The sequence below is a fragment of the Nonomuraea sp. NPDC052116 genome (assembly GCF_040680035.1).
Taxonomy (GTDB): Bacteria; Actinomycetota; Actinomycetes; order Streptosporangiales; family Streptosporangiaceae; genus Nonomuraea; species Nonomuraea angiospora_A.
Window position 1 is genome coordinate 379,469 of record NZ_JBFAWA010000007.1, and the last position, 12,626, is coordinate 392,094.

The following is a 12,626-nucleotide window of genomic DNA, read 5'->3' on the forward strand; positions in this document are numbered from 1 at the left end:
CCAAGTGAGTCAGGTCGAGCAGCTGCCGAAGTCGCCGTACCGGACTCCGGCCCGATGACGCCGGCCGGTCCGCGCCGGTGTCCTGCTCGTGGCGTCGAGTCTGCTGCCGCCGGCCGTTCACACCCTGTCCCTGGCGGGGTCAGGTTGCCTGGCGCTCCGGTGCTCGATACTCGGCGTATGAACAAGAAGTCGGGGTTGGGAGAGTTCCTCAGGATGTGGGGCTCCGCGACTTCGGAGAGCGCCGTCGCGTGCCGGGGCTGCGCCGCGACGAACTGGCACAGCTCGCCGGGGTGGGCCTGTCCTACTACACGCGCCTGGAGCAGGGGCTCTCGCTCAACGCGTCACCGGAGGTGCTGGACGCGCTGGCCCGTGCCCTCGGTCTTGACGAGGTGGAGCGGGCCCACCTGCACGACCTGGCCCGCGCCTCGCGCCGCACCGGCACCCGGCGCAGGCCCGCGCCGGAGCGAGCGGGAGACACGACCCAGCAACTGCTCGCCGCGTTCGGCGACGCGCCCGCGATCGTGCTGGGGCGCCGCAGCGACGTACTGGCCTGGAACCGCACGGGACACGCACTGTTCGCCGGGCATCTGGACCCGCACATCCCCGATCAGCCCGACCAGCGTCCGAACACGGCCCGGCTGGTCTTCCTGGACGCGCACACACGGGACCTGTACGTCGACTGGCCGAAGAAGGCCAGGGACGTGGTCGGGAAACTGCGACTCGCCGCCGAGCAGCATCCGGACGATCCTCGGCTGGCCGCACTGATCGGTGAACTGACCATGAAGAGCCCGGAGTTCGCCGGCATGTGGTCCGAGCACCGGGTCAGGAAGTGGGACCTCGCGACCTACCGCATGCACCATCCGGTCGTGGGCCGCATGCAGCTCAACCTCCAGACCCTGAACGTCCCGCAGGAGGACGGCCAGCGGATAGTCGTGGTGACCGCCGAGGCCGGCACCGGGTCAGCGGCAGCGCTGAGCCTTCTCGCCCGGGCCGGTGGTCCGAGCGGTGTCCAGTCTGTACGCCGGGCGGGGCGAACCGAGGCTGCGGGATCCCCGAGGCACGGGGGTGGACAGCCAGTCCGGGGAGAGCGTTGATTCCCACCATGATCGCGATGTGTCACCGGAGCGCTAGGCGAGGTCGACGACTTCGTGCATGCGCAGCCGGCGGTTGAACTCGCCGGTGATCCGCGCGACGACCGTACGCGGCAGCAGGCGCGCGGGCCAGGTCAGGGCGCGGTTCATGGCCCGGCCGGGGTAGGACACCGCGCGTCGCCGGGCGTAGTCGTCCAGCGTACGGGCCGCGACGGTGGCCGGCGTGTCGGCGACCCGGGAGTTGATCGTGGCCGAGGTGCCGTCGAAGAAGCCGGTCGCGATCGCGCCGGGGTGCGCGGCCATGACGTGGACGCCGGTGCCGCGCAGTTCCTCGGCCAGCGCCTCGGTGAAGGAGAGCACGAAAGCCTTGGTCGCGGCATAGCTGGCCTGGTAAGGCATGGGCTGGAAGGCCGCGGTGGACGAGACGTTGATGATGCCGCCGGAGCCGCGGGCGACCAGCTCGGCCCCGATCGCGTGGGTCAGCGCGATCAGGCCGACGACGTTGAGCCCGACGGAGCGCAGTTGCGGCTCGAGCGGGCGGCTGAGGAACGGGCCCGCGCTGCCCGCGCCGGCGTTGTTGAGCAGCAGATCGACGGTCAGGCCGCGGTCACGCAGCTCCCGCAGGATCCGCTCCGGACCATCCGGAGCGGCGAGGTCACCGGTGATGACCTCGGCGTCCGACCTGCCGTGCTGTTCCCGAATGTGTGCGGCGAGCTCCCGCAGGCTCCCGTCCGAACGGGCCAGCAGGATCACCCGCGCTCCCCGGCGCGTCAGCTCCAGCGCGTACGCCCGCCCCAGCCCCTTGGACGCGCCCGTGACGAGCGCGGTGACGCCGCGATAGTCGTCGCTCACAAAGACCTCCATTGCTTCAAGTCTCGAAACATTGACGCTAGCACGATCCTTCGAGACTCGAAACACCGGTAGGATGGCGGCATGACCACGCCCGAGCTCACCGCGGTGGTCGCCGCGACCCACGACATCTGGATGCGGACCAACGACCTGATCGGGCAGGCGCTGACCAAGCACGCCCTGACACCGGCGACGTTCCAGGCGCTTTGGGCCATCGACCCGGCCGAGCCGCCACCCTCGATGAAGGTGATGACCGAGCGCCTGTACTGCAACGCCCCCAACCTGACCTTCATCACCAACCAGCTCGTCGATCGGGGGCTGGTGGAGCGCGCCGTGGACCCGGCCGACCGCCGCTCTCGCGTCCTGGTCCTGACCGCCAAGGGCCGCGAGGTTCGCGACGAACTGGTCCGGACGGCGCTGGAGAAAACCCCGCTGGCGGTGCTGAACCGCGACGAACTGCGACAGCTCATGGTCCTGCTGAACCGCGCCGTCCGCTCCGGCTGACCTGCCCAAGGCGGCCTCAGCGTGGGACCGTCGGTGTCCGGCGGTCCCACGCTCATGCCGTTCGGTGGAACGCACTCACCCGAGTGCGCCCAGCCGGTGCCTACGGTGCGATCGACCAGAGCTGGCAGGTGTTGTTGAGCCACATCCACAGCCGGGCCGGCGTGCCGTTCGCCGTGCCGCAGTTCTGGTCGTCGAGCACCATGCCGCTGTTCTCGACCACCAGCTCATATCGGCCGTTGCCCGCGGGGATGACCGCCCACTGCTGGCACGTGTTGCCGAGCGGCTCCCACAGGTTCACGGCCGTGCCGAGAGCCAGCCCGCAGTTGACCGCGTCGAGCACCTTGCCGGCGTTGGCGTTGGTGATCGTCCACTTGTTCGCGCCGACGCTGTTGAAGCGCCACTGCTGGCAGGTGTTGCCGAGCGCCTGCCACTGGTCGATCTGCGTGCCGTTGGCCGTGCCGCAGTTGACCGCGTCGAGCACCTTGCCGCTTGTGAGGTTCGTGAGCCGGTAGGTGGCTCCGTTCACGGGGAAGGTGACGCTCTTGCTGTAGCCGACGGAGACGACGTTGGCCTGTACGGCGTTCTCCGTGGCGTCGCTCGGATAGCCGCTGGTCATCACGCCTTCGAAGAAGGATCCGACGGAGCCGTTGCTGTTGTCGCCGCCGATGCCGAGGATGATCGCGCCTTGCTTGGTCATCGGGTTGTAGCCCGCCTGGGTCGGCAGCGCTCCGTTGTACCGCGTCGCCAGGCTGCCGGACTGCGCGTTGCCGTCCTTGATGGCGTATGTCGAGGTGCCGTTGTTCTTCAGCATCGCCGTCACGAACGCGGAGCTGCGGCCGGTGTTCGCGGTCCAGGAGCCGTTGCCGCCGGCGAACAACCCGTTCTCGAGGTCCGCCGCGACGCGCGGTCCGCCCGCGCACGGTGAGAACCAGCAAAGCGTGCCGAAGTAGATCGCGTCCATGTCGCCGTTGCCGGTGTCCATGTTGTTGGTCTCGGCGTTGCCGTAGTCGAAGCAGCACCGGTTGTTGACGTGAGTGCCCTCGGTCACCATGTACATGCCCTCGGGCTGGCTGCCGGTGGCGATGCCGTTCGTCGCGTTGTTGCGGTAGCCGTTGCCCGCAGAGATGTAGACGCCGTAGACCTTGTGGCCACCTGCCGTCACCGGCAGAGCCGCCGCGTTCGCGCCTTGGTCGGCTGTGGGATTGGCGCCGCCGCCGGGAGCGATCGTGAGGTCGTTGTGGCGCGACGTCTGGTCGTAGATGCGAACGATCGTGCAGTACGTACCCGAGCAGAAGGAGTCCTGGGTCGCGGCGTTCGCGTAACCGCCGGCGCTGAGCACGCCGATGTTGGTCGTCGCACCGTCGGACCAGCGCCGCACCTGGTAGAGCGCCCCGTTGTAGGAGCCGAAGAGCGCACGGGTGGTGCTGTGAGCGGCGACGCACGGTGTGCCGCCGCTCGCGTAGATGTCGCAGGACAACGTGCCGGCCGCCTGTGCCGTGCCTGGCACGGTGACCAGCGTGGTGACGACGAGCGCCGCGAAGGAGGCGACGGCGAGGGCCGTTCGCCGCCAGTGGCGCAGAGACCAGAAACCCATTGTGTGCCTTTCGTGTGCGGCGAGGCAGCGCAGTGCCCGGCGGTGACTATTGGGGAATTGTTAGCGTTAACATTGAATTGTTTGTTAGCGCTAACATAGTTATCCACACGCGCTTCTGTATCAACGGGCTATTGCGCGGTTCCTTGGTGTGGGACCGTCGGCATGGCTCTACGCACTCTGACGTGCGCCGCAGGTCAGTCACCGGCGAGCGCTCCGCTATAACATGCAGGTTTCCGCTGTGTTTCGACCAAAGTGTCATCAACGATGCGGCGGCTGTCAATACCCGGCGAAGATCGCCTTCCATTCCGTCACAACGTGCGACAGAGAACTTGGCAAAAAGCGTTACGTCAAAACTGAACTGCCATGGCCCCGGCGCCATGGTGAGGCGTCGGGGCCGCGTGGATGAAGGTTGAGCAGGCGTTCGGCCGGTCGCTCAGCGCGCGGCCTGCGAGGTGACGAGCTCGATGGCCTTGACGGCGAGCTCGGGCTGGTCGAGGTAGATGTAGTGCCCGCTGTTCTTGGCGGTGCTCAGCTTGCTCCGGGTGGACAGGCCGAGCCACCTGCGCTGGCCCGCGGTCCACGCCCGCTCCAGGCTCGGCCCGTACGTGGGGATGGCCGCCAGGTACTGCTTGCCGTGCTGGATCACCTTGACCGGGATCTTCCCGGCAGAACGGACCTTGCCGTCGGTGATGACCAGCTTCTCCGGGTTCTTTCCCCGGAATATCGCGAGGTTCTGTGCGCGCACCTCGGCCGCCGGGCCCTTGGCGGAGGCGGGGATCGTCCTGGAGATGTCGGCGACCATGGTCGAGGGTGTGGCGTCCATCAGGACCAGGCCCTTGACCCTGTCCCGGTGCGCGGGGGCGTACCTGGCAGCGATCAGCCCGCCCAGCGAGTGCCCGGCCAGGACGACCGGGTTGTCACCGGCGATGCGGTCGAGCACCCCGGTCAGGACCTTGCCGGTGCTCGCGAAGTCCTGCGGCCCATCAGGCTGGTCGCTGCCGCCCGCGCCCAGCCGGTCGTAGGAGCACACCCGGTTCTTCGCGCTCAGCGTCTTCTGCAGGGCAGCCATCTTGTCCAGAGCGTCACCCCCGCCGTGCAGCAGGACGACGACCGGCTTGCCCTCCGCCAAGTCGCCCGAGCAGGACACGTTCACCGACCGGCCGCCGACCTCGATCTTCTTGGTGCCGGAGAACGGATCACCCTTCCGCGGCGTGGAGGCGAAGGGGTCCCAGTCCTCTGCCTTGGTGGAGGCGAAAGGGTCCCAGTCCGCCGCCGCGGCGCTCCCGGTACCGGCGAGTCCCACACCCACCACGGTGCAGCACAGTACGGCCACAGCGGATGCCTTGAACGTGCGGAGCATGATGTCCTCCAGTCAGAGAAATGACCGAATTGCTGCGGCCATGACGTAACGCTATGGAATCGACAGCCCCGGAATCGTCACCACCTGGTGGACATTCGCCGGTAGCTCGCACGGGGGACAAGCGCACAACTGGACGGCCGCGGGCGGGTCGCCTCGGCTGTGACCGGCTGAGAGGCGGGCGCCGCGGGAATAGCATGGCCGGGTGGGATCGTTGTGGCCGAAGTGCTCGCCCGGCGACGGGCGCCGTTCCCGGTGATCGCCCGTTCGGCTGCGGCCATGGCCACCACGACACGACCTTTCTTGATCCACCGCTGTGCCAGGAGTGTGCATGACCGACCGCCTCACCGCCGGGCTGATCAGTCAGGCGGCCGAACGGCTGCGGCCGGTCATACGCCACACGGCGCTGGAGCCGAACCAGCGGCTGTCCGACATGCTCGGTGGTCAGGTGCTGCTCAAGCGCGAGGACGCGCAGGTCTGTCGCTCGTACAAGGTGCGCGGGGCGTTCAACCTGATCGCCTCGCTCACGGATGAGGAACGGCGGCGCGGCGTGGTCTGCGCGAGCGCGGGCAACCACGGGCAGGGCGTCGCGTTCGCCTGCGCCCGTCTGGGGATCAACGGCCGGGTGTACGTCCCGTCCACCACGCCACGGCAGAAGCGCGAGCGCATCGCGGCGCTCGGCGGCGACCGGGTGGAGGTCGTGGTCGGCGGCGGCACCTACGACGAGGCGAGCAGCGCCGCGCACGCCGACAGCGAGCACACCGGCGCCATCTACGTGCATCCGTTCGACGACGTCAGGACGATGGCCGGGCAGGGCACGGTCGGCCTGGAGATCCTGGCGCAGTGCGGGGAGGCGCCGCACACCGTGGTCGTCCCGGTCGGTGGAGGCGGCCTGATCAGCGGCATCGCCGTCTGGCTGCGCGAGCACTCACCCAACACCCGCATCGTGGGGGCCGAACCCGCCGGAGCGGCCAGCATGCGCGCCGCCCTCGACCACGGCGAGCCTCTCGCCCTGCCCGAGTTGGACACCTTCGTGGACGGCGCCGCCGTCGGGAGGGTGGGAGACGTCACGTTCCCCCTGGTCAAGGACCTGGTCGACGAGGTCGTGGCGGTCGATGAGGGTGCGGTGTGCACCGAGATGCTGGATCTCTACCAGACCGACGGCATCATCGCCGAACCCGCCGGAGCTCTCGCGGGTGCCGCGGCCCGTGAGCTGCTGCCATCCTCCTCCGGAGGGCCGGTGGTGTGCGTGGTGTCGGGCGGCAACAACGACGTCAGCCGGTACAACGAGGTGCTGGAGCGCTCTCTTGTGCACATCGGGCTGAGGCACTACTTCCTGGTGACCTTCCCGCAGCGCCCTGGCGCCCTGCGCCACTTCCTGGACGAGGTTCTGGGAGAGGGCGAGGACATCATCGTCTTCGAGTACGTCAAGAAGAACAACCGTGAAACCGGCCCGGCGCTCGTCGGCATCGAACTCGAGCGGGCCGGCGACCTCGACAGTCTCCTGTCCCGGATGAAGGCCAGCCCGCTCACGGTGGAGCGCATCCCACCGGGCTCGCCGCTGTTCACGTTCCTCCTCTGACGTCCCGTGCCCGCGGGCCACGCGTGCGGTCAGGCCGAGGTCTCGGAGGCGCCGCGCGCCGCCAGCATGCGCCGCATCAGGTCGATCTCGGCCTTCTGGGCGGCCAGGATGGCGCCGGCCATGCGGCTGACCTGGGGCTGCTTGCTCTGAACGGCCGCTTGGGCCATCTGCGCGCCGCCCTGATGGTGCGGGATCATCAGGCGCAGGAACAGCACTTCGGCGTCCTTGCCGTCGGCCTGCTCCAGCTCCTTGATCTGGGCCGCGGTGGCCATGCCGGGCATGGCCTTGTTCGTGTTGTGGTGGCTCTGGCCCATCCAGGCCATGCGCGGCTGCAGCGAGGCCTGGGACAGGCCCCACATGTCCAGCCAGGCGTACATCTGCCCGATCTGCTGCTGTTGAGTGGTCGCGATGTCGTAGGCGAGCGTCCTGACCTCGCGATCGCTGGTGCGATCCCGCACGATGAGCGCCATCTGGACGGCCTGCGCGTGATGAGCCTGCATGTCACGGGCGAACCCCGCCTCCACCGAGGTGTCCGCGGGCGGCCGGGGGTAGAGGAGTGCGAGGCCCAAGACGGCCACCGCGAACGCCAGCGCGGCGGTCGCGGGCACCAGCACGCGACGCCGCCGCAGAACGGCCGGCAGCCTCATGCGGACGGCTCCCCGACCCCGCCGGTGCAGGTCGCCCCCGGCTCGGGCGTGCCTGAGCCGTTGATGTTGGTACGCAGGAACACCGGCAGTCGCGGATCGTCGGCGCTGTCGAGTTTGAGCTGCTTGCCCCAGGAGTTGAGCGCGACCGCGGACGACAGGCCCGGGTAGGGGGACAGGAGGACGAAGTCGCGTCCCCTGGCCTGGTCGAGCAGCATGTCGAGCTGTTCTTTGGGCAGTCCCGGACGGTAGGCCACCCAGACCGCTCCATGCTCCTGGCTGTGGACCGCGTTCTCGTTGCGGATCGGATCGGTGTAGACGCCGCAGTTCTGCCAGGCCGGGGAGTGATCGCTGCCGACGGGCGGCGCCTGCGGATACGTGACCGGTTTGCTGGTGTGGTTGCGTTGCGTCACGTTGACCGTCTGCACCGCGTCCAGGGACGTACGGGCACGGTCCTCGAGCCAGAACACCGTCACCGCCGCGGCCAGCGCGCCGACCCCGGTCACGGAGACGCCGATCACGGCGATCCGGCGCCGTCTCTCCTGTCGCCGCTGCTGAGCCTGCAGCGCGGAGAGCCGCTCCTTGATCGTGCCCTGCGGCTTGTCGCCCATTCGACTGCCTCTCATTGCGCGCGCTTCTACGTTGCGTAGAAGTTCTACCGCATGTCGAATACAGAGGTCGTAAGAGCCGCTGGTGCACTCAGTTACAGAGTCGGCGTCCGGGGAAGCGGAACGGGGTGCTCATTCCTGTCGAACAGGACATCGGAGACCGTCACCCTTGGTGATCGTCATCATCGTCTCTCTGGGGGCGGCGTGCCTTCTGGGTATCGGCTTCGTCGCCCAGCAGCACGCCGCGTACCGTGAGCCGCTGGAGGAGATGCTTCACCCGCGCCTCCTGCTCGACCTCATGCGCATGCCGTTGTGGCTGGCCGGGATCGGGCTGATGGTGTGCGGCCAGATCCTCGGCGCCATCGCGCTCCGGTATGCGGACGTGTCGCAGGTGGAGCCGCTTCTCGCGATGAACCTGCTGTTCGCCCTGACCGCGGCCCATGTCATCTACCAGGAACCGTTCGGCCGCACGCTGCAACTGGGCGCCTTGCTGGTGAGCGGAGGAGTGGCGCTGTTCCTGTTCGCCGGAAGGCCCCAGGGTGGCCGCCTCCCCGATCCGGTCTCCATACGGTGGCTCGCGGCGCTCCCGGTGGTCGTGGTCGCGGGGGCGCTGGTCCTCTTCGGTCTGCGGCGGAGCCTGAAGGTCAAGGCGATCCTGCTGGCGGCCGCCGCCGGGGTGCTGTACGGCCTGCAGGACGTACTGACCCGCGGCTCCCTGCTCACGCTGGACCACGGGCCGAACATGCTCACGACCTGGCAGCTGTACGTCTTGCCGTGCGTCGCCGTGGTGGGGCTGCTCCTCAATCAGAGCGCGTTCGACGCCGCCCCGCTCCAGATCTCGCTACCGGCCACCACGGTCGCGGAGCCGATCTGCGGGATCGTGCTGGGGGTGGCGATCTTCGCCGAACGCCTGCAGGTCACCCCGGCGGCGATCGCGGGTGAGGTGGCCGGTTTGGTCGCGATGGTGACCGGCATCGTCATCCTCGGCCGGTCCCCGTTCCTGGCCAAGCCCGCGCAGCCCGTGCTCCAGGGTCAGCACCGGAAGGAGCGATGATCTCCGCTTCGGCGGGGTCCTCCGCGTCAGGCGGCCTTCGTGTTGATGGTGACCGGGATGTTGCCGCGGGTCGCCTTGGAGTAGGGGCAGATCTGGTGGGCCGCGGCGCCGAGCTCGTCGGCCGTCCGCTGGTCCACGCCTCCGAGCTCCAGGTTGAGCACGGCGCTGAGGCCGAACTCGCCGTCGTCGCCGTGGTGCAGGGTCACCTCCGCCGTGATGGCCGTGCTCGTCAGCCTGATCTTGCGCTCCGCCGCCGCCCTTCTGACCGCGCCGAGGAAGCAGGAGCCCCAGCCCGCGGCCAGCAGCTGCTCGGGGTTGGTGGCCCCGCCCGCGCCGCCGAGCTGCTTCGGGATGGCGAGCGTGGTGTCGAGGAGGCCGTCGTCGGCCTGGACCCGGCCTCCGTTGCGGCCTTCTCCCGTGACGGTGACGACTCCGGTGTAGCTGACAGCCATGGCTTTCCCTTCAAGGTTTCCGGGGACACATGGCGCGTCACCGGTTCAAGTGGTGACGATATTGGCAAAGCCTTCCGTCACCTGTCAAGCCGGTGACAGGCCATGGCGGCGGAACAGGCTCGGCCCACAGCTCTGCCTCCAGGTGGTGGTCTCGCCCAGACGCGTGCCGCGCTCGCGGTCCCGTCCGGCGCCACGGAAGGCTGAGCGCACGTGACACATCGCGGCCGGCCTGAGCAGCTCGGTCGTCTGCAGGCGGCGCCTAGGACCGTGCCGTACGGCCGACGCCGCGCAGCAGTGTGTCGACCACGACGTCGGCGGCCTGCGCGGCGCTCAGCTCGGAAAGGTCCTCGGCCGCGTGCACCAGCAGCGGCGGCAGGATCGTGGCCACCCAGCCGGGCGGCAGGTCGGAGCGCAGCAGCCCCTCGTCGGTGGCGCGCCGCAGGAAGGCGTCGACCTCGTCGATCAGGCCGCGGCGGCGCTCGTGGAGCGTCTCCTCACGGAGCATGCGGCTCGTTTCCACGGGCCATTTGCGGTTGACGGCGATGATGCCCTCGACGTAGCGATGCAGCGCGACCTCGACCGGGGCCTCGCGTAGCCTGGCCGCCTCGATGGCCTTCTCGACCGCGTCGTAGCGGGCTCCGTAGACGGCGGCCATGAGGTCTTCGCGGGAGGCGAAGCGGCGGTAGACCGTGCGGCGGTCCACCCCCGCCGCCACGGCGATGGCGGCGATGGTCGCCGAGGGGTCGTCGGCGAGCATGCGGGCGCCTGTGCTCAGGACGCGTTCGAGGTTGCGGGTCGCGTCTGCTCTCACCCGTCCCAAGATACCCCTTCCGCCGCACTAACGCGGAGCTTAGTTTTATAAGTGCTACATTGATGAGGCAGTTAGGCAATGCCGACCAAAGGAAGCACCCATGGCCAGGACATGGCTCATCACCGGATCGTCGCGCGGCTTCGGCCGCCACCTCGCCGAAGCGGTCCTCGAAGCGGGCGACCGGGTCATCGCCACCGCGCGCAGCCCCAAGCAGCTCGACGACCTGGTGGCCCGCCACGGCGACCGGATCCGGGCGGTCGCGCTCGACGTCACCGACGCCGCCGCGGCCGCCCGGGCGGTCAAGGAGGCCACCGACGCCTTCGGCAGCCTCGACGTGGTCGTCAACAACGCCGGTTACGGCAACAGCGCGCCGATCGAGGAGATGGCCGAGGACGACTTCCGCGCCCAGCTCGAAACCAACCTCTTCGGCGTGGTGAACGTCACCCGGGCCGCCCTGCCCGTCCTGCGCGCCCAGCGATCAGGAGTCTTCGTACAGTTCTCCTCCATCGGCGGGCGCGTCGGCGGCACTCCCGGGATGGGGGCTTACCAGACCGCGAAGTTCGCCGTCGAAGGCTTCTCCGAAGTGCTCGCCAACGAGGTCGCGCCCTTCGGCGTCAAGGTCGTCATCGTCGAGCCGGGCGCGTTCCGTACCGACTGGCAAGGGCCCTCCATGGAGATCCACCCCGTCGGCCCCGACTACGAGCAGACCGTGGGCGTCATCCACCGCTACCGGCGCGACACCGACGGCACCCAGCCCGGCGACCCCGCCCGCGCCGCCAGGATCATCATCGACGTCGTCGGCCACGACGACCCGCCCAGGCGGCTCCTCCTCGGCAGCGACGCCGTCGCCTCCGCCCAGAAGGCCGCCGAGCTCCGTGCCGCCGAAACCGAGAAATGGGCCGATGTCAGCCGTTCGGCCGACTACCCCGCCGACGAACGCTAGTCACCGCCGCGGGGGTGGGGCGGGGGCGGTAGCGCGAGGACCGCGCGGACCGCGGCCGTCAGCCGTTCTCGGCTGTCAGTCCCGATCACGGGCCGGCCGTCCGCGGTCGGGGCCGCCAGCGCCCGCCGGAACACAGCGGTCGGCAGGTCGACCACGCACAGCGTCACCACCTCGACGCTCGCCCCGTCGGCACGATCCCACAGCGCCCGCGACAGGCGGGTCAGCAGCGCCACCAACCGCTTGTCCAGGGCGAACATCTCCTCGGCCAGCTCCTGCGGCACCTCGGGACCGAACAGCTGGTCACGACGCACCGCCACGAGCATCCGAGCGGCGGCGGGCCGGCGGTCGGCGAACACCGCGGGCACGCTCGCCACCGCCGCCACCGCCTCGACTGCCGCTTCGCGGTCGCCCCCTTGCACCGCGTCGGCCAGCTCGACCTGGAGATCCAGGAAATCTCCCGCCGCCCTCAGCCACAGCCGCCCGAGCAGCACCGGCAACGACCCGAACGCGTGGTAGATCACCCCGTTCGACACCCCGGCGGCCGCCGCCAGCGCTCGCACCGTGAACCGCTCCGGGCCGCCATCGGCCACCAACTGCTCGGCGACGTCCAGCAACCGGTCGAGATCATGAACTCGAGGGCGAGGCATACCCCTTATGATAACCGAGCACACGCTCCAGAATCACGCGGTGGCGTCCACGCGGGTGCGGCGGCCGTCCCAGATCCGGCCGAGCTGAATGACACTCATGCCGAACATCAGGACGCCCAACGGGACGTGCAGGGTCTTCACGTGCGCTATGCCCAGCGCTATCTGCGCCGACGTGACCACGAAGAAGCCGGCCGCGTACCAGATGGGCCTGGGCGAGCCGCCGCCCGGCCGCCAGACCAAGATCGAGACCACCAGGTGCAGCAGGGTCACGACGAACGTCGCGTATGCTCCAGCACTGTGCAGTGCCCCACCCCCGGGCAAGGACAAAAGCAGCCCGGCGGTGATCGCCTGGACGAAGACGGCCAAGGTTTGCAGGGTGATCGCGATCCGCAGGAACCTGAGGTTCGTGGGTGTGGACATGTCGGGGCTTCCCTTCTCGATCCCGGTGTCTCGGCTGTCCGACGACACGACCGCCGGGAATGTGAGGTGC

General features: G+C 69.3%; 14 protein-coding genes. 5 read left to right on the forward strand and 9 right to left on the reverse strand.

Annotated elements, in window-relative coordinates; translation table 11 throughout:
• The first annotated feature begins 215 nt into the window (after positions 1-215).
• On the forward strand, positions 216-1,094 hold the full coding sequence (locus tag AB0L65_RS16575) for a helix-turn-helix transcriptional regulator (protein WP_364245684.1): 879 nt from the start codon (positions 216-218) through the stop codon (positions 1,092-1,094).
• Between the two features lie 33 nt (positions 1,095-1,127).
• Here AB0L65_RS16575 and AB0L65_RS16580 read toward each other — a convergent pair whose 3' ends face one another.
• Positions 1,128-1,943 carry an SDR family oxidoreductase gene (locus AB0L65_RS16580; RefSeq protein ID WP_364245687.1) on the reverse strand — a complete coding sequence of 272 codons (816 nt, stop codon included), beginning with the start codon at positions 1,941-1,943 and terminating at the stop codon, positions 1,128-1,130.
• An 81-nt stretch (positions 1,944-2,024) separates the two neighbouring features.
• Here AB0L65_RS16580 and AB0L65_RS16585 point away from each other — a divergent pair, with 81 nt between their 5' ends.
• A complete protein-coding gene (locus AB0L65_RS16585; RefSeq protein ID WP_364245694.1) occupies positions 2,025-2,444 on the forward strand; it encodes a MarR family winged helix-turn-helix transcriptional regulator in 420 nt (139 codons plus the stop codon).
• Positions 2,445-2,544: 100 nt separating this feature from the next.
• Here AB0L65_RS16585 and AB0L65_RS16590 read toward each other — a convergent pair whose 3' ends face one another.
• Together AB0L65_RS16590 and AB0L65_RS16595 are read right to left on the reverse strand one after the other, a co-directional pair.
• Complete coding sequence (locus AB0L65_RS16590; protein WP_364245697.1) at positions 2,545-4,038, reverse strand: arabinofuranosidase catalytic domain-containing protein; 1,494 nt, start codon at positions 4,036-4,038, stop codon at positions 2,545-2,547.
• Positions 4,039-4,471: 433 nt separating this feature from the next.
• Complete coding sequence (locus AB0L65_RS16595; protein ID WP_364245700.1) at positions 4,472-5,398, reverse strand: alpha/beta hydrolase; 927 nt, start codon at positions 5,396-5,398, stop codon at positions 4,472-4,474.
• Between the two features lie 328 nt (positions 5,399-5,726).
• Between AB0L65_RS16595 and ilvA the strand changes: the two genes are divergently transcribed.
• Entirely contained in the window at positions 5,727-6,977 is a 1,251-nt protein-coding gene (gene ilvA, locus AB0L65_RS16600) for a threonine ammonia-lyase IlvA (protein WP_364245703.1), read from the forward strand.
• Between the two features lie 29 nt (positions 6,978-7,006).
• On the opposite strand, the gene AB0L65_RS16605 is transcribed toward ilvA, so the two are convergent.
• Positions 7,007-7,624: a DUF305 domain-containing protein gene (locus tag AB0L65_RS16605; RefSeq protein WP_364245706.1), complete on the reverse strand. Its 618-nt coding sequence runs from the start codon at positions 7,622-7,624 to the stop codon at positions 7,007-7,009.
• Complete coding sequence (locus tag AB0L65_RS16610) at positions 7,621-8,247, reverse strand: DUF3105 domain-containing protein (RefSeq protein ID WP_364245709.1); 627 nt, start codon at positions 8,245-8,247, stop codon at positions 7,621-7,623. Before AB0L65_RS16610 ends, AB0L65_RS16605 begins: the two co-directional genes overlap by 4 nt.
• A gap of 154 nt (positions 8,248-8,401) precedes the next feature.
• On the opposite strand from AB0L65_RS16610, the gene AB0L65_RS16615 reads away from it, so the two are divergent.
• On the forward strand, positions 8,402-9,283 hold the full coding sequence (locus AB0L65_RS16615; protein ID WP_364245712.1) for a DMT family transporter: 882 nt from the start codon (positions 8,402-8,404) through the stop codon (positions 9,281-9,283).
• 26 nt (positions 9,284-9,309) lie between these two features.
• Here AB0L65_RS16615 and AB0L65_RS16620 read toward each other — a convergent pair whose 3' ends face one another.
• Complete coding sequence (locus AB0L65_RS16620) at positions 9,310-9,735, reverse strand: organic hydroperoxide resistance protein (protein ID WP_364245715.1); 426 nt, start codon at positions 9,733-9,735, stop codon at positions 9,310-9,312.
• Between the two features lie 259 nt (positions 9,736-9,994).
• Positions 9,995-10,546, reverse strand: coding sequence for a TetR family transcriptional regulator (locus tag AB0L65_RS16625; protein WP_364245718.1), 552 nt, complete (start codon positions 10,544-10,546; stop codon positions 9,995-9,997).
• Between the two features lie 100 nt (positions 10,547-10,646).
• On the opposite strand from AB0L65_RS16625, the gene AB0L65_RS16630 reads away from it, so the two are divergent.
• Complete coding sequence (locus tag AB0L65_RS16630) at positions 10,647-11,489, forward strand: oxidoreductase (RefSeq protein WP_364245721.1); 843 nt, start codon at positions 10,647-10,649, stop codon at positions 11,487-11,489.
• Here AB0L65_RS16630 and AB0L65_RS16635 read toward each other — a convergent pair.
• Both AB0L65_RS16635 and AB0L65_RS16640 read right to left on the reverse strand, forming a co-directional pair.
• Positions 11,486-12,136 (reverse strand): helix-turn-helix domain-containing protein, encoded by a 651-nt coding sequence (locus tag AB0L65_RS16635; RefSeq protein WP_364245723.1) that lies wholly within the window; start codon positions 12,134-12,136, stop codon positions 11,486-11,488. The genes AB0L65_RS16630 and AB0L65_RS16635 overlap by 4 nt on opposite strands.
• A gap of 33 nt (positions 12,137-12,169) precedes the next feature.
• On the reverse strand, positions 12,170-12,556 hold the full coding sequence (locus AB0L65_RS16640) for a hypothetical protein (RefSeq protein ID WP_364245726.1): 387 nt from the start codon (positions 12,554-12,556) through the stop codon (positions 12,170-12,172).
• Positions 12,557-12,626 lie beyond the last annotated feature (70 nt).

Coding starts and splice junctions, on each gene's coding strand:
- AB0L65_RS16595 (WP_364245700.1), bottom strand. CDS start 5,398: ATGCTCCGCACGTTCAAGGCATCCGCTGTGGCCGTACTGTGCTGCACC.
- AB0L65_RS16635 (WP_364245723.1), bottom strand. CDS start 12,136: ATGCCTCGCCCTCGAGTTCATGATCTCGACCGGTTGCTGGACGTCGCC.
- AB0L65_RS16605 (WP_364245706.1), bottom strand. CDS start 7,624: ATGAGGCTGCCGGCCGTTCTGCGGCGGCGTCGCGTGCTGGTGCCCGCG.
- AB0L65_RS16610 (WP_364245709.1), bottom strand. CDS start 8,247: ATGAGAGGCAGTCGAATGGGCGACAAGCCGCAGGGCACGATCAAGGAG.
- AB0L65_RS16585 (WP_364245694.1), top strand. CDS start 2,025: ATGACCACGCCCGAGCTCACCGCGGTGGTCGCCGCGACCCACGACATC.
- AB0L65_RS16630 (WP_364245721.1), top strand. CDS start 10,647: ATGGCCAGGACATGGCTCATCACCGGATCGTCGCGCGGCTTCGGCCGC.
- AB0L65_RS16590 (WP_364245697.1), bottom strand. CDS start 4,038: ATGGGTTTCTGGTCTCTGCGCCACTGGCGGCGAACGGCCCTCGCCGTC.
- AB0L65_RS16640 (WP_364245726.1), bottom strand. CDS start 12,556: ATGTCCACACCCACGAACCTCAGGTTCCTGCGGATCGCGATCACCCTG.
- AB0L65_RS16620 (WP_364245715.1), bottom strand. CDS start 9,735: ATGGCTGTCAGCTACACCGGAGTCGTCACCGTCACGGGAGAAGGCCGC.
- ilvA (WP_364245703.1), top strand. CDS start 5,727: ATGACCGACCGCCTCACCGCCGGGCTGATCAGTCAGGCGGCCGAACGG.